Genomic DNA, 24,818 nt, shown 5'->3' with positions numbered 1-24,818 from the left:
CACTGAGGAATAACCCAGGAACCAACCTAGGATCAGCCCTGCAGATACGGATCACAGATCGCGTTCCGTCAGCGAGTAAGAGAATAGAGCCTCACGCTCGACGCGTTCCCAATCCATATCAACACCAAGACCCGGAGTATCGCTTGCGACGATATTTCCTTCCTCATCGATTCGGAGCGGATTCGTGGCGGCGTATTCCATCGGTTCAATCGGGAGGGCCTGCTCGAAGAAACGGCAGTTCCCCATTCCTAGCATGAGGCTAAGATTCGCTGCTTGCGAGAGCGAGTAGCCCCAGGACTGCAACTCAACCTGCATGCCGTGGGCCTTGGCTAGGGACATAATATGCCGCGTTCCGGTAATACCACCGGCGAGCGTGGCATCAACCCGCAGATGATCCCAGGCTTCTCGGCTAATCCCTTGAGCGATTAACCCACCACTGAGAATCTCGTTGCCCGCGGGAATGATCTCGATATCAAGCTTGCGACGCAACCACTGGTAGCCTTCCAGATCGGAATCTCCCAGGGGCGCTTCGAACCATAGGTAACCAAGCTCTTGGAGTCTCTTGCCCACCCTGAGTGCCTCGGTCCGGTCGTACCGGCCTTCCACATCAAGCATCCATGTCACATCACGGTCCCCGAAGGCTTTCGCCATCTCATCGACAAGCACAAGGTCCTTATCCGGAATGCACCAGGTATGGAATTTGATGGCACGGTAGCCTGCATCCAAGTATTCCGCGACCTTCTCCAGGTATTCGTCAATAGTGAAGAAGAAGGGGGTACTGGCATAGGCTGGGATGGACCGTTTTGCGCCGCCCAGGAGCTGGTACAGCGGGAGATCCGCGGCTTTGGCAGTCAGATCCCACAGCGCGATATCGAGCGGTGCGACTGAGAGTGGAATCATCGAAGCGCAGCGATTCGCCATGATTTTGTACAGAGCCTCACGGTTCACCGCATCTTTACCAAGAATGGACGGGGCCACGTGGCGAATAGCGTTGCCCAGGGCAACGTCCACGCCGCCTTCGGTCCACGAGATCGCGCCGCCCACCCCGTAGGTATCTTGGCTGCGCACCCGCACCACGGTATTTGTCACATGCAGCTCATCGTAATAGGACGAGGTGCGGTACAGAGCTTCGGGATTTGTCAGGACGTATACATCAATCTGATCAACCGGTAGCTGTAAGGTCATGTCTTTCTCCTTAGATATGTCAACCTTCGTTGGTTGGTTTTCTTCTTTTAGGACGGGATCTCCACCCGATATCGGGTAATGAGATCTTCGTTCAGTTCTATGCCCAAGCCCGGGGTGTCCCGAACTGGGATTTGCCCGTTTTCCAGGGTGAGCGGATTGGATACCAGATCGGTGAATAGCGGGCTGGTGCTCTGGGAGTATTCGATCAAATCGCCTCCCGGGAGTGCAGCCAGGAATTGCGCGGTTGCGGCAAGCAGAATACCGGTGCTGAACCCGTGCGGCACTACCCGGGTGCCCTGTTGCTCAGCCAACGCGGCGATCTTACGCATCTCGGTGATTCCTCCGGCCCGCGTAATATCCGGTTGCACAATATCCGGCCGGGAATTTCGGATAAATTCGTCGAATTCCGCGAGAGTTGACAACGGTTCCCCGCCCGAAATCGGCACGGCAACAGATTCCCCTAGCCTCCTCAGCGCGGCATGGTTATCAACATAAATCGGCTCCTCTACCCACATGAGTCCGTAATCACGCAGGCGTGCTATCTGTTCCGAGGCATAGCGCACGTTTTTCCAGCGATAGACCAAGTCCAGCGCAAGGCCAACGTTATCGCCGATTGTCCGCCGGACCGCTGCTACCACTTTTTCATCATGCTCCGGCTCAAGGCCGAAGTGAGCCCCGCCCATCTTGATATCACGGAAGCCACGGCCGATAATTTCAGCGCTGATACGCTCATTTTCCGCGATATCATCCGAGGGAATGAAAGTTCCATACGCCGGGATGGCATCACGTACTTTTCCGCCTAAGAGCCGGTGAATAGGAACTCCATAATATTGCGAGGCGATATCCCACAGGGCAATATCAATCGCACTGATAGCATGAATGACGGCACCACGGCGTCCAAAATATGATGACTCATCAAACATCTTGCGCCACAGACGATCAATATCAAGCGGGTTCTCGCCCAGAAGGATCGAACGCAATCCCCTACTGGTGGAGTGTGATTCCGGAGTTTCAACAATGGCTTTGAGCACCGCAGGCGAACTATCGGATTCGCCAATTCCGGTTATCCCCTGATCGGTATGAACCCGAATGAGAAAAGCATCTTCACCCCATTCGCACGGCTCGTTTAGCGCCGGGACTCTCAGCCATATAGCCTCAACATCCGTAATAACTATGCTCATTGGGTACCTCCTGCTTCGAGATCGGTTGCGACCCGGCCTTCGGATTCGCCTTTATCTAAGGGAAGTGTGATTTCTCCGGTCTTCGCATCAAAGTATTTCAGGTCTCGCCTGAGCCATTTGATTAATCCGTAGATCTGGAGCGCTAGCAGGATAACGAACGGGACCGCGGTGAGCGTCAATCCGGTCTTGAGTGTTTCTAGATTGGCGTTGATCGCGATCATCGCGAAGGGAATCGCACTGAGCATAAGCACCCAGAACATTCTGAGGATACGGGCCGGATCCTTACCTGCCGGAAGATTGCGTGTACTGACGGTCGAAATCGTGAAAGCCGTGGCGTCAAGGTGCGAAGAAAGGAAGAGCAGCATGATGATGAAGTACACGATGGCGAAGATGGTACCCACGGGGAGATTCGCCAAGAGTGCCGCAACCGCGGATTCACCGCTATCTTCCACCAAGATCTTCGGGGCATTAATGCCGCCACTCACCAATTCGTGAATCGAGTAACTGGATAGAACTCCGAAAACGAACATGATTCCTGCCGCGCCACCACCGACAAGGCCGAACACAACCTGCCTGATAGTTCTTCCCCGCGAGACACGAGCAATGAAAATAGCTACGCCCGGAAGGTAGGACATCCAGTACAGCCAGTAGAAAACAGTCCAGTCGCGGGGGAAACTACCCCCGCCCACCGGATCGGTGAAGAGGGACATATGTACGAAGTTCTGGATTTCCAGTCCCATGGCATTTGTTGCGTTGAGAGCAATGAATTCCGTTGGGCCGATGATGAGAACCACGAATGCGAAGAGGAAGACGCCAACGACGGCGGCTCGGGCCAGTTTTTGCAATCCAGATGTCAATCCCGCATACGAGCTCAATCCAAAGAGCAGGGACGAGAACAGCAGAATAACCGTCTTGAGAATCAGGGAGTTCGAAATTCCGAAGATTCCAGAAAGACCAGCGGAAATGGTATTAACAGTTACCGTGACCGTGAGGATGAGGCCACCAAAGGTCGTGAATAGGAAAATAATATCGATGACGCGGCCGAGCCAGCCTTTCGCTTTGACCCGTCCGTTACTGACCGCTTCCATATTACCGGCGTAACTGAGGTGCTTTCCGCGCCGAATATGGAAGTAGTAGGCCATCGCGATGCCGGCAATAACGTACATCGCCCACGGTGTGGGTCCCCAATGGAAGAAAGCATAGGCCAGACTCTGGTCCAACGCTTCACGCGAGTGGGCTTCAAGGTTGAGACCCGGAGTGTTGTAATAATAGGCCCATTCCATAAAGGCCCAGTACATTGTTGCGGAACCGAGTCCCGCACTGATGAACATAAATAGCCAGCTAGGCGTTGAATATTCCGGTTTTCCGGAACCCAGTTTCACAGAGCCAATACGGGAACAGGCAAGGACCAATGCCATGGCTACGCAGAAGAATCCGAGAACCTGAATGGGAACCCCGAAGATTCGGGTGGAGCCATTAAAAAGTGTACTTGCGCCATTTTGGGCCTCATCTGGCCACATTAATAATGCGATAACAACAAGGGCTACAACGATGATTGACCCAATAACGAGAACATAATCAGGGCGGGATTTTACACCGTCGGTCGCGGTGGCGGCAGACGATTTATCCCTCAACTTTTTCTCCGACATGGAAATCTCCTTTGATTATCCAGACGACAGCGAGGAATTCTTATTTATTCAATTGAGATAATCGAGATACGGTTTATTCGTTTCGATAATGTGCCGACCGAGCGCCTTTAGACTCTCCTCCTTATTGCCCGTTCGGAAAACTCGAAGTAATTCACGATGGTCTTCAACGAAGGTCGGCAAGGCACCTGATCTACCTGTCTGCAAAGCAAAATGCATGCGAATTCGCGGATCAATAGCATCCCAGACACTCCGAACGGTATCGGATTGGGCCGCATCAACAATGAGACCGTGGAAAGCAATATCGGCTTCGTTGAAAGCGTCAATATCACGATCTAACACCGCTCTATCCATCAAACGCACCAGGTTCTCCGCCTCGTCAAAGTAGTCAGAGTCCAAAGCGTCAAAAGCTTCGCCGAGTGCAAACTGTTCCGTTTGCACCCGCAGGGGAAGAAGTAGCCCCTCCACCTCACGGCGCGAGATAGAAGCCACCACGGTTCCCGTATACGGAGTAGCCACCAAGAGGCCCTGCAGCTCGAGAACCACAAGAGCCTCACGCACCACGGTACGGCTCACCCCGTAGGTCTCACAGATTTCTTGCTCGATAACGCGGCTTTTTGGCTCGAGTTTTCCGGTAAGAATCTTCTTACGCAATTCTTGGACAAGACGATCTTTCATCGACAGTCGCACCAGTCGCGCCATAACAGCCTCCTTCGTTAGCGTCGATTGTATACAATCCACAATCTACTGTCTAGAGAGATGTGCTACACCGCGCGGGTACCTACCCTCAAAATCAAACCCCCACGCACCACCGTGGGGAATATCGCATATTCCTGAATATTTATATCATCACATTTCTCAATATCCTTTTATTAATTCGCTATAAACTTGTGGTGCGTACCGTATATATCCAAGGAAGAGGAAGGTACCCCGATGAAGCACCCGAGTTACCTGGCTGTTGCCGCCGCTGCGGCCACAGCCATTTTTATTCCCGCCGCGGCGCTCGCTGCCCCGGCCACACCAGCGGCACCTACGACCAATCTTTCCCGCGTGGATGCGGAGAAAACTGCGGATAGGGACAAGGCTGCACAAGATAAGGCCGCCGCGGAAGCTGAGCTTGCTCGGGTTACCGCTGATCTCGCTGCGGAGCAGGACAAGCTTCCGAAGCTGGAAGAATCCCTGACCACCGCCCGGCAGCGCCTGGCGGACCAGGAGGCTCCCCTCGCACCACTTCTGGCCCAGCAGCAGGAACTGACAACCGAATGCGGCAAGCTCGACACCGCTGGAGCTAACCAGGAAAAGAAGCTGGCGCAGCTTCGGACTACGCTCAAGGAAGTTCAGGAAACCGAGTACGCCACCATCGACGAGAAAAACGCACTGGTCGTCAAGCGCAGCAAGATGCAGCAGGCCGGGGCAGATGTGACGGATATCAGCGCCCAGATTGACGCGCTGGAAAAGAAGCTCGAGCAACTGCGCACTCAACAGCAGCAGCTCAATACCCAGATTTATGAGCTTCAGCCGCTTATCGAGGAGCTGCGGGGCGCACAGGGGCAGTGTCCGGTTATGCAAGCTGAGCTTGCCCAGCAAATCAAGGATGCGCAGGCGGCAGCCGCTCCGGCCCGCACGGATGTCGCAGAAAAAGCGAAGGTGCTCGAAGCAGCGCAGGCCCGCGTGGCTACTCTCAGCGAACGTGCCGCCGCGCTCAACAAGAAGATCGCGGAGCTCACCGAGATCCTTGCGCGCCCGCTTCCCACGCTGCCGGCACAGCCGGAGCAGCCGGCCCCGTCGGCTCCGGTTGAACCGGCACAGCCTTCCGCGCCAGTTGTTCCGACGACGCCGCCCACCGGCCCAGCGGCCACCCCGACCGTCACGGGCACCCCGGCAGCTCCCTCCACCGCGGCCGCTCCGACAGCCGCGACTCCCGCCGCATCCCCGGCAGCAGCAACGCCCAAGGCCAGCGCATCCAAGCCGCAGCTAGCCCACTCCGGTGCGGAGCTGGGCGGCGCTATTGGCGCGGCTACGGTGCTCCTCGGCGCAGGTGGGGCGCTGGCGCTCCGGCGTGTACGTAACTAAGCACCAGTCCGGTATCTAGCGGGAAAGCGCGATACCTCGAATACAAGCCGAAGCGGCGGATACCCACAGATATCCGCCGCTTCGCTTATTGTGTGCTGGTGCTTTACACGGTGCCGCACCGTCCCTTAACGCAAGGCGCGCGGGAGCCGGGCGCCGTCGTTGTCAAAAGCGGAGAGGGGGTAGCAGGTGACCTGGAGATCGCCGCTCACCTCCATCCGCACCTGCCCGCGCGGGTAAATGCGCTGGGTGAAGGATGCGGTGTTCTCCTGGAAGAGTTCCACCAGGGAACCATCCATCCATAGCGAGGCCGGCGCGTGCACAGCCGCGGTGAAGAGCACTTCATTAGTTTCCGAATCGCGCAGCGAGATGGTGCCGCTGCCCGCCAGATCCAGGGAGAAGGAGCGCAGCTCAGGCAGTTCGGTCACGACCTCACCCTCCCCCTCGCGCAGCGCGAAGATTTCGGGAGCCGGCTGGGTCCACACGCGACCGTCGGAAATACGCACCTGGCGCGGGTAGGTCAGCGCACCGTTATAGCCCGACGCGTCGATATCGGCATCGGTACGGTCCGAGCCTTCCCAGGTCCAACCCCAAGCGAGCACGCGGTCCCCGTCCACCACGCACTGCGGCGCGTAGAAGTCCGGCCCGGCATCGAATTCACCGCCGGCACGGGGCACGAAGCGCGGGTATCCGGCACTCATATCCAGATCACCCACCAGGTAGGCCACCCCGGTGAGGTGGTCCATGAGCGTTTCCGCTTCCACCCACTGGGAAACGATAAGTACCCACGCGTCTCCCACCTGGATGAGCTGGGGGCATTCCCAGATAGAGGCCGGTGCGTAGATGGAGGCAAGCGGGTCGTCGCCCACCAGGAGGGTGTCCAGGTAGCGCCAGTTGCGCCAATCGGAGCATTCGTAGAGGAAGATCACGGGGGTGCCGTCCTCAAAGCCGCCACCGTGGATGGCGTAGGTTGTGCCCTCCACCTGGAAAATGAAGGGGTCGCGCATGGCGCGTACGTTTTCGATGGGCGGCATGGTGGCGACGACGGCGGTGGGCTCCCAGCCGCTCCGGTCAGCGTTTTCCTCGGCTAGGACCGTCACGGAGGGACCATCCCCGCGGGTGACGGCAGTGTAGAGCAGCGAGGAGACGCCCTCGTGCACGGTGCCCACGCCGGACCAGCAGCCGGCCGAATCGGGCTGGCCGGGGCGCGGCTTGAGGGCGATGGGCTGCGCCGTCCAATTGACGAGGTCGGTGGAGGTGGCATGCCCCCAATGGATGTGGTCGTGCCAGGGCGCCTTGGGGTTGTACTGGTAGAACATATGCCAGGTATCGCCCACCTTGTGGATACCGTTGGGGTCGTTGACCCACCCGAAGTTCGGGCGTACGTGCAGGGCGGGGAAGAAACGATCGGGGAAGTGATCGAGTTGTGTCATGATTGCCTCCTTTGTTGAGGGGGTTGGGGGCGGCGTGGCGGCCAGCGGGGAGCGACTGTGTCCCTCATCGTTGAGGAGGGCACGATCGGGTACCCAGCCGGCGTGACGGCGCCCGTGGGCTGCGGCGTAGAGCCGATGTTGGTCGGTTCCCGCCGTTGAGCTTTCCTGCGGCGCCGTGGGGCAGCCGCAGCTCGGCCCGGTGATGACGGTGCAGGGCACCAGTCGGGTACGGTGGCGCTCCGCGGCGGCATCCGAATCACCGAGCAGGCGGGTTATTTCGGTAATGGCGCGCTCGGCAACCTCTTCTACCGGGTCAACGGCGCGCAGGAATGATTGGGCTTCAGGCAAATGCGAGTCATCGAAAACGGCCAGGCGGATATCGCGGCCGGGCAGCAGCCCGCGGCGCCGTATCTCAGCCATGGCGGGCACGCACATAGCGGAGCTGCCCAGTACCAGGGCGTCAATATGGGCGCAGGAGTCGAGCACCTGGGCGATCTGACGGCGCACCGCTCGCGGGGAGGAATGGGCGCCCACCAGCTGGTGGCGGGTCACCCGGTGGCCCCGTTCCACCAGGGCTTCCTCGAAGCCGCGCATATGCTGCGAGCCGTTGGCGATGCGCCGGTCCGGGTAGAAGAGCACCGGGTAGCGCACCCCGTGGTCGAGGAGGTGTGCGGTGATATCGCGGATCCCCTGCTGGTAGTCCGTGCTTACCTGCGGAGCCACCACGGCGGGGTCATTCCCGTTGACCACCGCGAACGGGATGGCGTGGCGGCGCAGCCGGGGCAGTGAATGCCGGCGCCATCCGGGCACGGGGCTGATAATAACCGCGTCCAGACGGTGCGCGATGAGGGCGCTGAGCGCCGCTTCTTCGGTATGCACATTCGCCCCGGTATCCAGCAGGAAGGGCACCAGGCCGGCGTCGGTGGCCTGGCGGGCCATTTCCAGGGCCACGGCCGTGCCCCCGGCGTTGCCCAGCAGGGTTCCCACAATGGCGATTCCGGGCGAGGCACCGGCGCGCAGGGAGCGGACGGTACGCGGACTCGAATAGCCCAGCTCCGCTGCCGCCTCGAGCACCCGCATCCGGGTGGATTCGGCCACCCTCCGGGTCCCGTTGAGCACGTGGGACACCGTGGTGATTGACACCCCGGCGCGGCTCGCCACGTCTTTCATCCCTACGCCCGCCATTGTTCCTCCTTACTTTCTTTTACGACGACGCCGGCGGCCCGCTGCGCGGGCCGCGCCAGGGGCGCCGCCCGGGCTATACGTCTTCGAGAAGAGTTCCCTTCGTCTCCGGCATCATAGTCCGTGACCAGATGACCGCGCCGAGCATGCACGCAGCGTAGAAGAGGAAGGTGAAGGTCATCGAGGCTTGGAACATCACCGGGAAGGTGCCGGAAATGATCGCGGCGGAAACCCAGTGAGCGGCTGAACCAACGGCCTGCCCGTTCGCACGGTGGGCCGGCGGGAAGATCTCCGAGATGAAAACCCACAGTACCGAACCAATACCGACCGCGAGCGCGGCGATGAACACGATGATGAGCACCAGCACGATAATGCCGGTGGTGGTGGACAGTTCCGAGCCGTTGAAGTAGAAGATTCCGGCGATGGCCAGCAGCGCCACCAGGTCAATGCCCGCGCCCAGGGTCACCAGTGGGCGGCGCCCCACTTTATCCACGAGGGAACGCCCCAGCAGGGTGAAGGCTAGGTTGGTGAGCCCCACCAGGATGGAGGAAGCGAAGGCGGCGTCGCCGGCGATGCCGGCCGACTGGAGCAAGGACGGTGCGTAGTAGAGCACCGCGTTGGTACCCGCGAACTGGGAGAAGAAGGCGATGAGGATCGCCATGGTGATGGGGCGGGCGGTGCGCTTGGAGAAGAAAGGCTCGGTTGCCGCGGCGTGCGGGGCAGCATTGTGCATATTTTCCATCACCTGGGCGGCTTCGTTCTTACCCCACAGGTCTTCCATGACGCGCAGTGATTCGGAGTCGCGCCCGCGGGTGTAGAGCCAGCGCGGGCTTTCCGGGATGAAGTAGCACACCGCGAGGAAGATAAGGGAGGGTACCGCCTGAATACCGAGCATCCAGCGCCAGCCCAGTTCCACCGGCATCATCTTGACGATGATGTAATTGGAGAAGTAGGACACCACGATGCCGATCACGATATTAAGCTGCACCGTGGCCACCAGTTTTCCGCGCCGTGCCGCCGGGGAAATCTCCGCTGTATACAGCGGGGCGATCACCGAGGATGCCCCCACCGCGATTCCGCCGAGCATGCGGAAGATGAGGAAGAATACCCAGCTATTGGCCACCGCCACGCATACAGAGGTGATGAGGTAGAGGGCCGCCACACCCTTGAGGACGGGGCGCCGGCCCCATTTATCGGCCGGGATGCCACCGAAAAGCGCCCCGATAATGGTGCCGATAAGGGCGCAGGAAACTGTGAAGCCCAACTGCCCGGCGCTCAAATCCCATTTATCTTGGAGGGCTGCCGTGGTTCCGGAAATCACCGCGGTATCGAAACCGAAGAGGAAGCCACCGAGTGACGCGGCGGTGGCCGAAAATGGTACGAGATGTTTTTTCATGTTCTCTCCTCACCGTTGAGAATGCTGATCGTGGCTGGCGCTGCGATGGCGGGAACGGTGCGCTTCCGTTGCGCGCCGTACTCCTTGCCCCGCGCCCCGTTTCCAGTTCAGGAAAGGGGCAGACCGGCCGGTGCATTCACTCTAAGAAGAAGCGCTGGGCAACAGGTAGGCCTGTCTCCTAAAATTTGCGCAAATTTTAGGAGACAGGCCTACCTGCGTCGTCGTACCTTTAAAAACAGCCGCGAAGCCGCTTGTTCCCGCAAGCCACCTTAGCCGTGCGGATGGCAGCGCTCGTATTCCGCCGTGTATGCGGCGATAAGGGAGCGCAGCCGGGGGTGCTCACCCAGATCCTCAGTGAGGACCACGGATTCGGTGCCGTCGGCCAGCGGGATCTTCCAATTCGGGTACTCGGTATCGGTACCGGGCTGGTTTTGGGTGCGTCGCTCACCCACCGCGTCCACCAGGGCAATGGCCTGGAGCTGGGCAGGAGTGCGGGCAATATAGCAGTGCATCGCCTCGATGAGCTCACGTTCGGTGGGATCGTGGCTCTCCAACAAACCGCAGCCGCACAGGGTATCAATAAGCACGCTACGCTCGCGGCGGGCTTCTTCGCGCACCTGCTCCACCGGCTCCACCAAGATATTCAAGGAGGCGCGCAGGTCCACATGTTCGCCGGCCAGGTAGCCGGCCAGCGGGGGCAGGTCGTGGGTATCCACCGTGACCAGGGAAGCGCTGCGGTAGTGTTCGGGGGCCCGGAAAGCTTCCCCTTCTTTTTCGAAGAGCATGACGGAGGTGCCGAAAATCCCGCGTTCGGTGAGGAAATCACGCACCCAGGGTTCCACGTTGCCCAGGTCTTCCCCGATGAGGAAGGTGCCCGAGCGCACCGCTTCCAGCATGAGCACGCCGATGAGGGCTTCGTGGTTGTAATAGACGTAGGTGCCGTCCACCGGCTTATTGCCCGCCGGGATCCACCACAGCCGGAAGAATCCCATGACGTGGTCGATGCGCAGCGCGCCGGCGTGGCGCATGACGGTGCGGGCCATATCGCGCACCGGTGCGTAGTGCTGGCGGTCCAGCTCCACCGGGTTGAAAGGCGGCGGGGACCAGTCTTGGCCGAGCTGGTTGTACATATCCGGCGGGGAGCCCACGCTCACTCCGCTGGCGAAGGCATCCGGATTGGCCCAGGCATCCGCCCCGCAGGCCTGCACCCCCACCGCGAGATCGTGCACCACGCCGATGCCCATACCGGCATCGCGGGCCACCTTCTGGGCGGCTTCCAGCTGCTGATCCATGACCCACTGGCACCAGCAGTAGAAATCAATGCGTTCGCTTAGCTCAGCGCGTTCGCGGCGCGAGGCGAGAGTATCGGGCCGTTCGCATGCGGCGGGGAAATGCTTGCCGTAGCGCTCGTACATCGCGCACCAGAACGCGAAATCTTCCAGGCCCTGCCCTTCGGCGGCGCGGAACGCATCGAAATCGGCCTGGCGGGCGTGACTGCGCGGTTCGCGGTAGATCACTTCGAGGGCGCTGCGTTTAGCTTCCCAGCAGGCGCTGCGGTCCAGCAGGGTATTGTGCAGCGAGGATTCCTTGGGGGCCTGCCCCGCCCACGTGACCATGGAGCGCTTGCCAGAGTCCATATAGGCGACTTCGCGGATGTCTTCCGGGCGAATGTAGAGAGGGTTGAAGAAGCGGCGCGACGTCGGCAAATACGGCGAATTCGTGAGCTGCCCGCACGGTTCAGCGGCATGCAGCGGGTTAATGAGCACGAATTGCGCCCCCAGCCCGCCGAAAAGCGAGCCGAGTTCGGCCAGATCCGCGGTGTCCCCCGTCCCCCAGGAGTCGCGCGAGCGCACCGAGTAGAGCTGGCTCATCACGCCCCAGCCGGCCACGCCTTTTTCTGCCGGGGCGGGCAGGCGCGCCGGCACCACGATAAGCGCCCCGCTATGCCAGGTGGCGGCCTCCTCCCCCACTGCCGGCGGGGTGACCTTGGCGCGCACCGTATGGTAGCCCAGCGGTAGATTGCCCGGGATAATAAAGGCGGCGCGGCCGATCATGGCACCGTCGATGAGGCGCGGCAGTTCAAAATCTTCGGCCTGCACGGCGCGGAGTTCCCCGCCGTCTTCTAGTTCGTAAGTAAGGGCCACGGCCGCGCCGTGGGGCACGTGCACGCGGATAATCTGCTCATTACCTTCGCGCACCACCGTGGTGGCGGGCAGCACGTGGCGCCATTCGCGGCTATCCACCGTCTCCAGCGCCGCCTGCGCCGCTTCCGGAGTGGAGGTGTCAATTCCCATGGCCGCGAGCACCGCGACGAGCGTATCGGCGTCAACCGTCACGTATTCGCCCGCGAAACTCCAATAATGCGTTGCCACTCCGTATGCATCAGCGATGCGGTTGAGCATATCCTGCGGTGGTGAACCCGCCATGGTTCCCTCCTTGTTTCTCCCCGTGTATCCCCGGTTGCTCGCCTCCGGTGGCAAGCCCGGTTACTAGAATATCTGCTCCGCTGCCTTTGCGTGGAATCCGGCGCCGTGGCGGAAATGGTACGACGACGACGGCGCAGCTGGAGGGGGCTGCCCCGCCACGCGCCGTTGGCACCGGGCCGAGCACCGTTACCACCCCACAGCTGCGGAAATTCACTCCGTGGCTAGATATGCCCTTCGCGTGGGCTACGCGGTATGCGCGGGATGCGTGTGCCGGAGGTAACCGAAAGAGACAAAAATGCTCACCGCGATAAGCAGCCACGTTATTCCGTAGGGCAGCGCAGAAATGCCATCTCCCGATGTGAAAGCCAAGGCCACGATGGAGGTGGTGAGCGGAATAAACATTGTGGATGCCAGGGATTCCACGATCACAGCAGAACTTGCCATAGTTTCAATGGTGATGCCGTCGGGTTCATCCGGGTCGTCGAAGAAAATATTGAGAGTGTCCAGGTACGCGATGCCTATGCCTATCCCGGCAAGGGTCCACGCGATGCAGAAGACAGGCGTAGCTGATGCCGGGCGCCACCCGGAGATAATCCATGCCGCGAAGAAGAGCGCCGCGAGCGCGATGAAACCGAGGCCGAAAATAACACGGAGCTGATATCCGCGCCGGGTGGTGGCCGGTTTAATACCGCAGACCACGCCCACAACGGCCCATCCGAGGCCACCGCCCATAATAATGACGCCCAGGGCATCCGGGCCTGCCTGGTAGAGGTCGTGCGCGGTGAGGGAGACCAGTTCATTTCCCGCAAAATAGCCGCCGGTCAGGAAGAGCATTCCCACCAGTGCGGCGCGGCGGGGTGTTTTTTGGGTGAAGGTGCCCTGCGGCATAAGGAGCACCGCCACGCGGCCCAGTACCGCCACCCCGGTGCCCATGAGCACGATCTTGAGCGCACCCGCCGCGGGGATAATCGTTATTCCCACCCCCGCCACGATGAGGAAAAGTGCCGTGTAGGAGAAAGGCGATTCTTTGCGTTCCCCTGCGGTTTGAAGATTGAGGGCGATAACGAAACGGACTACCAGAAGGAGCGGGAGGTAGAGAAGCATGGCCCAGCGCCAGGACAGCAGATGCGTCACCCACGCCGCGTAAGCCGGGCCCACCACGGAGGAAACCACCCAGCTCGCGGAGGAAAAAGCTAGGGTGAGGCGCCGGGCGCGCCCGGAAAGGCCGAGTGCCACCGCACCGATGGAGGTCATCGCCAGGGTGGAGCCGGCCAGGCCTCGGATCACCGCCCCGAGAAGATATATCGAGATATGGGGCGCCGCGGCGCTGGTGCAGGCACCCAGCACTAGAAATACGGTGGCACCCATGAGGAGGCGCGGTAGCCGCACCCGGTTCATTAGCGCCGCGCCGATGGGCAGCCCCGCCATGGAAGCGATCGCGGATACTCCCATAATCACGCCGTAGAGGTTTTGCGCGTGCAGGTCCTTCGCCAGGATCGGCAAAATCAGCTGGTTGAGGTAGGTCTGCATTCCCCCGATAAGTTCGAGGATAATGACGGCAATAGCAATAACCAGCCCGGCGCTACGTTTTTTCATGGTTTTACTGTAGCGGGGTCGAAAGTCCTAAAAAATACCCGAGCCGTCACAAGATCTCACCCTAAGGTCCTGTCTCAAAACGCCACCAAAAAGACGCCCCGCGCGCGACCGCACACCGCCGTCTCAAAATATGGACATATATGCTATGGTGGCTTCGTTCGACCAAGCACGCATCTTGACGCCCACCGCTATAAAACAGCGCGATCGGTGCGAAACAGCACTATTTGCGCGCCACTCTCTCCACGTATGCGCGATACGGCCTGTTCAGATGCTGAGATTGTGAAAGGTTTTTGTGCCCACTTTTATCACGCATCTGCGTTCCCTGCTGCCCTGCGCCGATGACCTGCGTGCCACCAAAAAATATTGGCGCCAGGATATTGCCGCGGGCGTCACGGTGGGAATCGTAGCCCTCCCCCTCGCCCTCGCTTTCGCTATTTCCAGCGGCCTGAGCGCGGAAGCCGGCCTCATTACCGCGATCGTGGCGGGAATCATCGCGGCAATCTTCGGCGGCTCTAATTACCAGATCTCCGGGCCCACCGGCGCCATGGCCGTTATCCTGGCGCCCATCGTCACCACGCACGGTGCGCGAGTAGTGCCGCTCCTGTGCCTCATGGCGGGGCTCATGATTCTGCTGGCCGGAGTGCTGGGTTTGGGGCGCGCCGTCTCCCTCATCCCCTGGCCGGTTATCGAAGGTTTCACGGTGGGCATTGCCGCCATTCTTTTCTTCCAGCAGGTCCCGAATATTATCGGCGTGGAGGCACGCGCCGGGCTAAGCACCCTCCCGGCCGCCTTCGAAGCCCTCACCCGCATAGCTCCCGCAACGGCGCTCACCACGGGGCTGCTCTGCCTGACCGCCATCATCATTATCGCGGTGTGCACGAAGATCTCGAAGAAGCTCCCCGGTTCCCTCATCGCGGTGCTGGTGGTGAGCATTATCGCCTGGGCCGCCGGCCTCACGGTGCCCACCATCGGCACCATTCCCTCCGCTCTCCCCGCCCCGGTCGTCCCCGAAATCTCCGTTGCCCTGCTCAGCGCGCTGGCGCCGGGCGCGCTCGCGGTTGCGGCCCTGGCGGGTATTGAGTCGCTGATCTCGGCCCGGATCGCGGCGGGGATGGTGCGCGGCGGTAGCTATTCTCCGGATCGGGAACTGGTGGGCCAGGGCCTGGCTTCGGTGGGCTGCGGGCTTTTCGGCGGTATGCCCGCCACCGGCGCCATTGTTCGCACCGCCGTGAATGTGCGTTCTGGTGGGCGCTCGCGCCTGGCCGCGATTATTCATTCCCTGGTTCTTATCGCGGTGGTCTATCTGGCGAGCGCCGCGGTCTCAGTCATTCCGCTCTCGGTTCTTGCCGGTGTGCTGGTGGTGACCTGCTACCGCATGATTAATCCGGATACGGTGCGCCAGGTCATGCGTTCCAATCGCTCGGACGCTTCCGTTTTCGTGATTACGGCGATTATTACGGTGGGTCTGGATATTATTTGGGCGATCACCGTGGGAATTATTATTTCCGGGATTCTGGTGTTGCGGCGCATGGCGAACCGTTCGGGTATTTTCCGTGAGGATCTTCCTTCCGATCCGAAAATTGCTATTTTGCGGGTGGATGGCACCATGTTTTTCGGTGTGGGTGACCGGATCGAGCGCGAAATCCCGCGCCTGGCGGGCGTGGATGTGGTGATTTTGCGTCTCTCCCGCGTCGGAATCGTGGATGCCACCGGGGTGCGAGCCCTGGCGCAGGTGGTGGACCGCCTGGTCGATGCCGGCAATACCGTACTGGTCAAGGGCCTCCCCAAGCAGGTGCAGGAGATGGCCCAGCGCATGGAACTGGGCCAACTCAGCATCGATGACTATCTTTTCGCGGATATGGACAGCGCAATGGCGCAGGCCCGCCATATCGTGACCGCGAATGGCAGTTCCACCGCTACCGGCCGTTTCCGCGCGGTGGAAGAATAAGTACGACGCCGCCGCCTCCCCCGCTACTGCCTAAACGAGGGATGCACCGCACTCATGAGAATGCCCAATGCCAGCAGCACCACGCACACCGCAATCGGTAGCCACGGCGCGATGCCATAGAGCGCCGTGGAAGCAACGGGGGCCAGCACATAGGCCATGCCGTTATTGGCGTTGATGAGTCCGGCCATGCCGCCTTGCTCATGCGGCTCCATCTTCAGGGTGGGCGCGGTGTTATAGCCCGGCATCGCTAAGCCGGAGCCGAGCCCCGCTAAAACGCAGGCCAGCACGAAAATCCACAGGTGGGTCGGATGAAGCAGCAGGGCTATCGCTACGAAGAAGATCACCAGGCCGCGGCGGAAGAGCTGCACCGCGTTCCAGCCGAGCCGGGGCGCCAGCGCGGCCTGGGCGATAATCATGACCACTCCCATAATGGACATGCACAAGGCCGTGAACCCGGCGGTGGCCGCCGCTTCCAGTCCCAGTGCGTCTTGGAGCAGGAAGCCGAACACGGTGGTCAGGGTGGAAAATACGGTGAACATGAGGAAGCCGCAGGCCAGGAAAGCGAATGCCCGCGGGTCGAAATAGCTGACTTTGGCGGGCTTTTCCACCCGTTTTTCGCCCCGGGTGGGTTTGAAGGTCACCAGCAGCACCACAACCCCGGCCAGGATCATGAGCGGCATAACTACCAGTGGCAGCATAAATCCGCCGAGGGCCGCCAGGCTCCCGCCCACCAGTGCGCCGAGGATGGTCGCGAAGCCTTGTGCGGCGCCCAGCATGCCCACGCCTTTGACTCGCTGCCCCTCACTGTAGGTGTGGGTGATGATGTAGGTCTGTGCAGCGGGCGTGATCGCGGCGATGGATCCGCCGTACAGCAGGCCGCGGGTGAACACCACCCCGATCACCAGGGCGCTCCCAACCAGCGCGCCTTGGAGTCCGAACCAGGCCACCACCGCGAAGGCCGCGAGCGCGGTGGCCGCGCCCAGCATGCCGGTCACCAGAATGGGGCGGGTGCCCCGCCGCAGGGAGACTCTCCCCCACGTGGTTGAGCTGAGTGAAAGCACGATGGCAGCCAGGGAGATCGTCGCCCCGATATGCCATTCTTGCAGGCCAATTTCACGCGAGAGCGGAGCAATAATCGGGTTGAGAATCATCTGGCCCATATAGGCCAGCAACACCGTCAAAAATAGTGGGAGCAGGCCCGGTATCTGGCCTTTCTTCGAACCAGGTTCAGGCGCGGCTTCCGTTTCGGGTTTCGATGCGGCTTCCGATCCGCTTTCCGATACCGGCTCCAATTCCGGTTCCGCTGCCGGTTGCGGGTGAGTATTCGCGTCGGTCATAGCGCTTCCTTGTGAGAAGTAATGGGTGAACGGCACACACACTAGAACACTGTTCTAGTAATGTCAATGCAGGGTGGCGATATGCTGGGCGTATGCACGCTAAATCCGTGAACACCGGCCGGCGCGTCGGTCTGACCCAGGATAAGATTCGCCACGCCGCCCAGGGCCTCTCCCGTGACCGCGGCATCGAAAATTGGTCGATTCGCGATTTAGCACTCGAACTCAAAGTCTCTCCCTCGGTGATTTACCACTACTTCGCTAACAGGGATGCCATCGTCGATGCCGTGATCGCGCATCTCATCGGCTCCATCGCCCTGCCCGAAGTAAGCCTGGAGTGGAAAGAATGGTTCATGGCGCTGGCGCAGAACGCCCGCCCGGTTCTGCTTGAACATCCGGGGGTGACGGAGCGGATGATGCACGGCAATTTCAGTGCGGAGATGCTCCCCCTCCTTGAAGCGTCGTTCGAAAAATTGCACGAGGCCGGTTTCCACCATCACGCCCCGCAGGCCTACACCATGATTATCAATACGATTCTGTGGGCGATCACGGCGCGTAATTTGCGCAGCCCCACTCGCCGCGAGCAGCGCCACGACCTCGTCGGCATGGTCGCCCAGGCCCAGCCGCTGGCCGCCACCTCCACCGCGCTCGCCGATATGCTCACCAACTACCTGCTGCCTCTCACGGATCCGCAGAACGAAAACCAGATGAGCCAGGAATACTTCACCATCATGGTGCAAGCCCTCCTGGTGGGCCTGGAACAAACGCTCCTCCCCCGCGAAAGCTGCAACTAATACCAGCGGCGCCGGGCTCCTAATACTCCGCCCACGCCAAGAACCACAAGAAGGGCCGCGAGGAAGGCGGCATGGGAACTGTGAGCGGCCCCGGTTGCCGGCAAAGCTTGAGCCGGCGTTCCGCTTGCGTGCGGCATTGGGGTGACCGCAGTTGTCGGAGTGGGTGGAGGTGTTTGGCTCGGCTCCGGTGTAGGAGATGGAGGAGTTTCTGCCATTGAGGGCGTCGGAGAAGGCGTCGGATCGATGCCATCTTCAGACGGGCACAGATCTTTCTGCTCCAGCGTGAGCTGTGCAGCAACGTCACTACCGTCGGGCCCTATTGCGATAACTTTGACGTTCTGCCCCGCTCTAGCATCAGGAGCAGGAAGCGTCATATTCACATCTCCCGCTGCCACCGGACGCTCAAGAAGCGGCCGGTCCTCCAAAGTGACTTGATACATCGGAACCAGGCTCGTTAAGTGCGGAGTGTACGTAGCGATCGAGCGCCAATGACCGATTGCAGTTTCCCTACCAAAAACCTCGACTTTTACAGGAGGTTCCTCCGAATCCGAACCGCGATTAATGCCCGCCTGACCCCTGCAGTCAAAGTGGTAACTCAAGCCAAGCACGATCTTCGGATTCCCCTCCACATCCTTAACGGTTGTATATTTCCTCCCCGAATCGGCCGGCGTCCATATGCAATTAAAACTGTCATTGACTCGCAGCTTCACGAACGGTGCCGTAAAGTGAGGCGGTCCCATTTCGCCCGTGAGGCGAACCTTGCCGGAGAAATGAACGCGATATTTGACTTCCCTTTCTGTCACCGATATCTGCGGTTTGCCCGCCACGCATTGCGAACTAATGGAAATCTTCGAGGACTTCTCGATGTGACCGCTGCCGGGGTCCACTGCGAACTCTGAGCCTATCGCGTGCGCAGCGGCTCCGAAACCACACATCCCACCAGCCACAACGAGCGTGGTGACTATTCGTTGCAAGATCTTCTTCATGGCGATCGGGGAGACTAGCCCAAGAATCACCCCCCCCCCGCAAGGGAGGCAATCCCGAGGATCACGCTCTTTTTCTACACTATTGAGAAAGGAATTCGCAATACGTTTCTAAATATCTACACGTATGAACTTATTGGTAGCGCGCGGGCAGTACCAGAAAACTTCGGGTGAATGCCCGACTGCTTGCCTCTGTACTGCCGGCTGCCGCGTCACACTCCTAGCCAGCGGCACCCGCCGGTGAAAAACTGAACAAGCTGACCATAAAAAATACCCTAGTAGTGCTCGTTCCGATGTCTGGCATTGGTGTCTCCCCAGACCATCCGAGAACTCCGTGCACTATTGGTCATACGGATATAATTCCGTTTAGAATCCAGGCTCTATTGATTCGACTCAAATGCGTAGGTATTCTCTCTTACGACAGGACTCCCCGCACCTCTCACTGAAGTGTCCCAGGGGAGACGTTTTTTATCTGGGAGTTACGGTCTATAGGCCGAACCGGAACATCTGGGTCTCCCCGCAGCTTGGGTGAACTGTTATCACCAACTGCTCTCGTCGGGAATTCACATGTATCCACCCCGTCGAAACGCACCGCCTAAGATAGTCCCATACCACCCGGCCGCACCCGCGCGCCCGGGCCCGCCGTGAAAGGAGCCGCGCGTGGCACTGACCCTATCCACCATCGAGGAAAGCGTGCGCGCGCTGGCCGGCCAACCCAGCTACACCCGCGATTTCTTCTTTGACCTGCTGCGCGCTTACGGCATCTCATAATCCTCCATCGCCCGTCTGCGTTCCACCACCGCCAGCTCGATCAACGTTGCGGCCGACCGAGAACACGAAATCGCGTGGAAAAACAAGCTGTATATCCGCGAAACCACCGGCGACCTCGCCGCCGCGGCCCTCGACCTCAAAACCAGTGACACCGCGATCCGCTACAACACCCGTTTCGTTATTGCCACCGATTACACCAGCCTCGCCGCCTTCGATACGAAAACGGGTGATTCCCTCATCACTCCGCTCGCGCAGATCGACAAAAACATCACGTTCTTCCTGCCGTGGGCGAATATGGAGCGCCGCGATTTCGCCTCGGATACCAAAGCGGACCGCCGCGCCGCCGAACACATGAGCAAGCTCTACGATGACCTCCTCGAAGCCAGCCCCGATATGCTCACCGACGCCGCGTCCCGCCACGGCCTCAATATTTTCTTCACCCGCCTCCTTTTCTGTTTCTTCGCGGAGGACACCGGCATTTTCGCGCGCGGCCAGTTCACCAGCGCCATCGGCTCCTTCACCGCCCGCGACGGCTCGGACACCGCGGAATTCCTACGCACCCTCTTCCGCGCCCTCGACACCCCGAACGCCGCGGATAAACCCGTCTACCTGCAAGACTTCCCGTACGTCAACGGGCGCCTTTTCCGTATTAATAACGACGACGACGCCTCTTTGGCTGTCCCCCACTTCACCATGGCGGCCCGGGACTCCCTCTTGCGGCTCGGCACTCTGGATTGGTCAGAAATCAACCCGGATATTTTCGGTTCTATGTTCCAGGGTGTGGTCGATAAGCAGCAGCGCGCCAACCTGGGCCAGCACTACACCTCGGTTCCAAATATTCTCAAAACCATCCGCCCGCTCTTCCTGGACGAGCTAGAAAAGCAATACGATGCCGCCGCCAATTCGGTGAAGAAACTGCGGGATCTGCTGGCTCGTATCCAAAGCATTAAGGTATTCGATCCCGGGTGCGGCAGCGGCAATTTCCTTGTTATTGCTTATAAAGCGCTGCGCCACTTGGAGCATAGAATCCTGGCGCGCATCGATAGCCTCTCCACCTCGGGCTCCTGGTCGCTGCTGGGGATGGGTGAGGAAGAAAAGCTGGGTGCGGCTACCCTGGGCTTGGCTTCTTCGGTGATCAATATTGAGAACTTCTACGGCATCGAAATCGATGACGTCTCGGTCGAAATGGCGATCCTCTCGCTCTGGATTGCCAAGCACCAAATGAATGAGGAATTCGCAGAGAAATTCGGCGTGGATATTCCCCTCATCCCTCTCAAGGAAACCGGGCATATTGTGCACGGGAATGCCACCCGCCTCGACTGGAATGAGGTCTGCCCCAATAACGGAACAGATGAGATTTACATTATCGGAAATCCACCCTATGTGGGAAGTACGTACCAAACCAAGGATCAGAAGGAGGACTTCGCCTATGTTTTCGATAGCGCGAAGTACCCGAAGAAGCTTGATTATGTTGCCCTGTGGTTCATTAAGGGCGCGAATTACATTCGCGGCACCCAAGCCAAGCTCGCTTTCGTGACCACGAATTCCATTACCCAGGGCGAGCAGGTCGCCCTCCTCCACCCCCATGTATTCACGGGCGGTATTGAAATCGGCTACGCCTACACCTCTTTCAAGTGGAGCAATAACGCCTCCCATAATGCCGGGGTGACCGTGGCCGTCATTGGCCTCCGTAATGAATCCTCCGAGCCCAAATACCTCTTCACCGGCCTCGTTCAAAACAGGGTGGAGAATATAAACGCCTACCTTATCAACGGGCCGGATATTTGTGTCCCTTCCCGGCGTACAGTCCTTTCACCCACATTGCCGAAAATGACCAACGGTTCAAAACCTACTGACGGAGGAAACCTCATCCTCTCCCCTGATGAGACCGAAGAAGCTTTGACAACAAACCCTGAACTCGACCAAGTTATCAAAGCGTTTGTAGGGGCTGATGACTTCATTAACGGGAAAGATCGCTTCTGCTTCTGGATCGAGCAAGAAGATGTCCCGAAATTCGGCGACATCGCTTTCGTGAAGAAGCATCTTGATCGCGTCGCGAAATTCCGGTTGTCAAGCAGGAAAACAGCAACTCAAAATCTCGCTAAGTACCCGTGGAAATTTGAATTCACGAGCTACAAGCCAACCGACTCAATCATCGTTCCACGGCATTCTTCCGAACGGCGATCCTATGTACCCATCGGATATCTTGATTCGAACACTGTCATCTCCGATGCTTCCTTTGCTGTTTATGATGCTGAGCCGTGGTTGTTCGCCTTGCTGACCTCGAAGATGCACATGGCCTGGCTACGCGCTGTTGGCGGGAAGATGAAAACCGACTTCCGGTACTCGAATACCTTGGTCTATAACACTTTCCCCGTGCCAGAGTTGTCGGCGTCGTCGAAAGAAGAACTCACGAAACGCGCGCTACGCGTACTCGATGTACGCGAATACCACTGCGAAAAAACACTCGCGGAACTCTACGATCCGGACCTCATGCCACGCAACCTCCGCGAAGCACACGAAAAAATTGACGAGGCAGTCGATAGACTTTATCGCAACAAGCCCTTTGCCTCTGATGAGGAGCGGCTGGCCATCCTATTTGAGAAATATCAGCAGCTCGTTTCGGCGGAGGGGAAGTAGCGTGGCGCGCGCCGCCGGGAGTGAGGAAGATATGCACCGCATCGATATACCGGAAACGCACACCGAGCCCTTGGCGTCGATTCTCAATAATCTGCGGCTGGAGCGCTGCGGCACGGGGCGATATCGCGGCCAAAACCTGGTGCAGATTACCGGGAAAGTCTACGGCGGGCAGGTGCTCGGGCAGGCTACGATGGCGGCGGCTGATGATGTGCAGCGCTCGCTCGGCATCGGTGAGGATGAGCGGCTGGCGCATTCCATTACCGCGGCTTTCCAGCGGGCCGGGCACCTGGATGAACCTATCGAGTTCCAGGTGGAGGAAATCAACGACCTGCGCTCCTTCTCTACCCGGAATGTCACCGCGTATCAGGGTGACCGTTTGATTTTCACGGCGCGGGTGTCGTTCCAGTTGCGCCAGCCCGGGCCTACCTTGGCTTCCCCGATGCCGGATGTTCCCGGGCCGGAAGGGCTGCCTTCGTCGGTGGATTTCTTCGGGGCGCTCGATAATGTGTTCGCGAAGGTGATGTCGTCCACGAACGGGATTGATATGCGGCGGGTGGAAGGTGATATCTACCTGCGGCCGGATCCGGGGCGGTCCCCGCGCCAGCATCTGTGGCTGCGGGCGCGTTCGCCGATGCCGGAGGGAACCTCGCGTACCCTCCAGCGGGCGATGCTCGGCTATTCTGCGGATCAGTTCATGTTGGAACCGGCCTTGCGGGCCCTCGGCTTGGCCTGGCTTTCCCGCGGGATTTCGGTAGCGACCCTCGATCATGCGATCTGGTGGCATCGCAATTTTGATATGTCGGAGTGGATTTTGGCGGAGATGGAATGCGTTTCCGCGCAGAACGGGCGCGCCCTGGTGAACGCAAAGTTCTTCCAGGACGGGCGCCATATTGCCTCCATGAGCCAAGAAGGCATGGTCCGGGTGCCGCTACCGGCCCTCAACTAAGGAAAGCAATACACCTGATTCCAGGATGGCCTGTCGTAATCTCGCGCCTTGAGGGGAGAACATCAGGAGGCAGGTGCCGGCTACGCGCGATATTTCGCCATATTCGCAGCGAAAACACTACGAGCTCCCTCCTTCCCTAGCTGTAAGCAACGACGTAGAAATCATCCACAAAATCGGCTCACGTTGCGCTTTTCCACAGGTCGGTAAATAGCTCTTTTTTGTGGCTCTGTGCCATGCAAGAATGGCGGAAAAGGAGAAGTAACCACTTCGCCACTAGGCGATTGAGGGAGTGACACTATGAGTTTTGATAGGGAACGTAAATTGTTTCCAGATCTAACGTTCACATCGCTTGAAGATGTTCTCAAGCGCAAGGAAGAGATCTTGCAGGAGGTCAGAATGACCCGCGAAGAATTCGACCTACGCGCTGATAACTACCAGCTCGGGCCAAAAGAAACTAACGCCTACTTCGAAATGGTAGGTCTGGATCGCTTCGAGGAGTTGTACCGTGGTGAACGCACGATTGGATGAGCGTGCTAATGAATTTGCCGCACACTTACAGCGGATCGGAGAGCTGATTGAGCCCGGGTTCTCGCTGTCGAGGCAATCGGTCGCAAAAGCAGCCTTTCCGGCAATAAGACTGTCGGGTGATATTCACGTTGCTCATTTGCTCACTATCCGTTTCGATTACGAAGTTTTCCTCAATCAGGAAACCGGTTTACTAGCTGTCAATGAGTCCACGTTCTCGGTGATTCATGGCAGGGTTGGAAAAGAGCCCCTGGTGCGCTGGGATTATATTCGCTCACCACGCTCAAATATCCCCTGCGCACATGTCCAGGTACATTCCCACCGCGATGAATGGACGCACGCTTTACTCCTGGGTGGTAATCATTCTCGCCGCTCACGCCGGCGTACTAAGAATAATGCTCGCACTCCGCGTATTGCTGATGTTCATTTCCCGGTGGGTGGGCGCAGGTTCCGGCCCTGCCTGGAAGAAATCATCCTTTTTGTTATTGATGAATTCGGAGCAGCGTGCACGCCGCAAGCACGCAAAGCACTCCAGCATGGTATCCAGGAATGGGATGAGAACCAGCTGAGAGCCGCGGTACGCAATAACCCCACCATCGCACTCCAAGCCTTCGAAGCATGAACCACCCGCACTTAAATCGATACCTGACCATAACAGCGAATGAGGTAGCTGTTCGGCTATCACAATAACCGAACAGCTACCTCATATCCGTATATTTATCGCTGCTAACCGGCGGAACTAATCCGCGCGCTCCCGCCTGC

Annotated in this window: 17 protein-coding genes and 1 pseudogene; 8 read left to right on the top strand and 10 right to left on the bottom strand. The window is 59.3% G+C overall.

Annotated elements, in window-relative coordinates:
* Nucleotides 1-51 precede the first annotated feature (51 nt).
* The 4 genes from HMPREF9237_RS03775 to HMPREF9237_RS03760 are packed head-to-tail and all read right to left on the bottom strand — an operon-like array spanning nt 52 to nt 4,714.
* Nucleotides 52-1,185, bottom strand: coding sequence for a mandelate racemase/muconate lactonizing enzyme family protein (locus HMPREF9237_RS03775; protein ID WP_016442407.1), 1,134 nt, complete (start codon nt 1,183-1,185; stop codon nt 52-54).
* A 47-nt stretch (nt 1,186-1,232) separates the two neighbouring features.
* Nucleotides 1,233-2,366, bottom strand: a complete 1,134-nt coding sequence (locus tag HMPREF9237_RS03770) for a mandelate racemase/muconate lactonizing enzyme family protein (RefSeq protein ID WP_016442406.1) — start codon at nt 2,364-2,366, stop codon at nt 1,233-1,235.
* Nucleotides 2,363-4,015, bottom strand: coding sequence for a BCCT family transporter (locus HMPREF9237_RS03765; RefSeq protein ID WP_016442405.1), 1,653 nt, complete (start codon nt 4,013-4,015; stop codon nt 2,363-2,365). Before HMPREF9237_RS03765 ends, HMPREF9237_RS03770 begins: the two co-directional genes overlap by 4 nt.
* 48 nt (nt 4,016-4,063) lie before the next feature.
* A complete protein-coding gene (locus HMPREF9237_RS03760; protein WP_016442404.1) occupies nt 4,064-4,714 on the bottom strand; it encodes a GntR family transcriptional regulator in 651 nt (216 codons plus the stop codon).
* Between the two features lie 231 nt (nt 4,715-4,945).
* Between HMPREF9237_RS03760 and HMPREF9237_RS03755 the strand changes: the two genes are divergently transcribed.
* Nucleotides 4,946-6,085, top strand: coding sequence for a hypothetical protein (locus HMPREF9237_RS03755; protein ID WP_016442403.1), 1,140 nt, complete (start codon nt 4,946-4,948; stop codon nt 6,083-6,085).
* A gap of 125 nt (nt 6,086-6,210) precedes the next feature.
* On the opposite strand, the gene HMPREF9237_RS03750 is transcribed toward HMPREF9237_RS03755, so the two are convergent.
* The 4 genes from HMPREF9237_RS03750 to HMPREF9237_RS03735 all read right to left on the bottom strand — a co-directional run bounded on the left by HMPREF9237_RS03750 (nt 6,211) and on the right by HMPREF9237_RS03735 (nt 14,115).
* Nucleotides 6,211-8,700, bottom strand: a complete 2,490-nt coding sequence (locus HMPREF9237_RS03750) for a LacI family DNA-binding transcriptional regulator (protein WP_016442402.1) — start codon at nt 8,698-8,700, stop codon at nt 6,211-6,213.
* A gap of 73 nt (nt 8,701-8,773) precedes the next feature.
* Nucleotides 8,774-10,093 carry a sugar porter family MFS transporter gene (locus HMPREF9237_RS03745; protein WP_016442401.1) on the bottom strand — a complete coding sequence of 440 codons (1,320 nt, stop codon included), beginning with the start codon at nt 10,091-10,093 and terminating at the stop codon, nt 8,774-8,776.
* A gap of 269 nt (nt 10,094-10,362) precedes the next feature.
* A complete protein-coding gene (malQ, locus tag HMPREF9237_RS03740) occupies nt 10,363-12,519 on the bottom strand; it encodes a 4-alpha-glucanotransferase (protein WP_016442400.1) in 2,157 nt (718 codons plus the stop codon).
* Between the two features lie 243 nt (nt 12,520-12,762).
* Complete coding sequence (locus HMPREF9237_RS03735) at nt 12,763-14,115, bottom strand: MFS transporter (protein ID WP_016442399.1); 1,353 nt, start codon at nt 14,113-14,115, stop codon at nt 12,763-12,765.
* Nucleotides 14,116-14,407: 292 nt separating this feature from the next.
* On the opposite strand from HMPREF9237_RS03735, the gene HMPREF9237_RS03730 reads away from it, so the two are divergent.
* Nucleotides 14,408-16,063, top strand: a complete 1,656-nt coding sequence (locus HMPREF9237_RS03730; protein ID WP_016442398.1) for a SulP family inorganic anion transporter — start codon at nt 14,408-14,410, stop codon at nt 16,061-16,063.
* A gap of 23 nt (nt 16,064-16,086) precedes the next feature.
* Here the strand turns inward: HMPREF9237_RS03730 and HMPREF9237_RS03725 are convergent, their stop codons facing one another.
* Entirely contained in the window at nt 16,087-17,400 is a 1,314-nt protein-coding gene (locus HMPREF9237_RS03725) for an MFS transporter (protein ID WP_016442397.1), read from the bottom strand.
* A gap of 92 nt (nt 17,401-17,492) precedes the next feature.
* Here HMPREF9237_RS03725 and HMPREF9237_RS03720 point away from each other — a divergent pair, with 92 nt between their 5' ends.
* Nucleotides 17,493-18,191, top strand: coding sequence for a TetR/AcrR family transcriptional regulator (locus tag HMPREF9237_RS03720; protein WP_016442396.1), 699 nt, complete (start codon nt 17,493-17,495; stop codon nt 18,189-18,191).
* Here the strand turns inward: HMPREF9237_RS03720 and HMPREF9237_RS03715 are convergent.
* Nucleotides 18,188-19,177: an LPXTG cell wall anchor domain-containing protein gene (locus HMPREF9237_RS03715; protein ID WP_155875832.1), complete on the bottom strand. Its 990-nt coding sequence runs from the start codon at nt 19,175-19,177 to the stop codon at nt 18,188-18,190. The two genes, HMPREF9237_RS03720 and HMPREF9237_RS03715, sit on opposite strands and share 4 nt — an antisense overlap.
* Nucleotides 19,178-19,951: 774 nt before the next feature.
* Here HMPREF9237_RS03715 and HMPREF9237_RS09850 point away from each other — a divergent pair.
* From HMPREF9237_RS09850 to HMPREF9237_RS03695, 5 genes and pseudogenes are all read left to right on the top strand, one after another.
* A pseudogene (locus HMPREF9237_RS09850) lies at nt 19,952-20,266 on the top strand (type IIL restriction-modification enzyme MmeI); the annotation flags it as partial.
* Between the two features lie 30 nt (nt 20,267-20,296).
* On the top strand, nt 20,297-22,585 hold the full coding sequence (locus HMPREF9237_RS03710; RefSeq protein ID WP_196800236.1) for a class I SAM-dependent DNA methyltransferase: 2,289 nt from the start codon (nt 20,297-20,299) through the stop codon (nt 22,583-22,585).
* 1 nt (nt 22,586) lies between these two features.
* Complete coding sequence (locus tag HMPREF9237_RS03705) at nt 22,587-23,531, top strand: acyl-CoA thioesterase (protein ID WP_016442392.1); 945 nt, start codon at nt 22,587-22,589, stop codon at nt 23,529-23,531.
* Nucleotides 23,532-23,828: 297 nt separating this feature from the next.
* Entirely contained in the window at nt 23,829-24,059 is a 231-nt protein-coding gene (locus HMPREF9237_RS03700) for a hypothetical protein (protein ID WP_016442391.1), read from the top strand.
* 136 nt (nt 24,060-24,195) lie between these two features.
* A complete protein-coding gene (locus HMPREF9237_RS03695; protein WP_051106966.1) occupies nt 24,196-24,678 on the top strand; it encodes a hypothetical protein in 483 nt (160 codons plus the stop codon).
* The last annotated feature ends 140 nt before the right edge of the window (nt 24,679-24,818 follow it).

This window comes from Actinotignum schaalii FB123-CNA-2 (assembly GCF_000411135.1).
GTDB lineage: Bacteria > Actinomycetota > Actinomycetes > Actinomycetales > Actinomycetaceae > Actinotignum > Actinotignum schaalii_A.
This window is presented reverse-complemented; position numbering and strand designations above follow the sequence as displayed.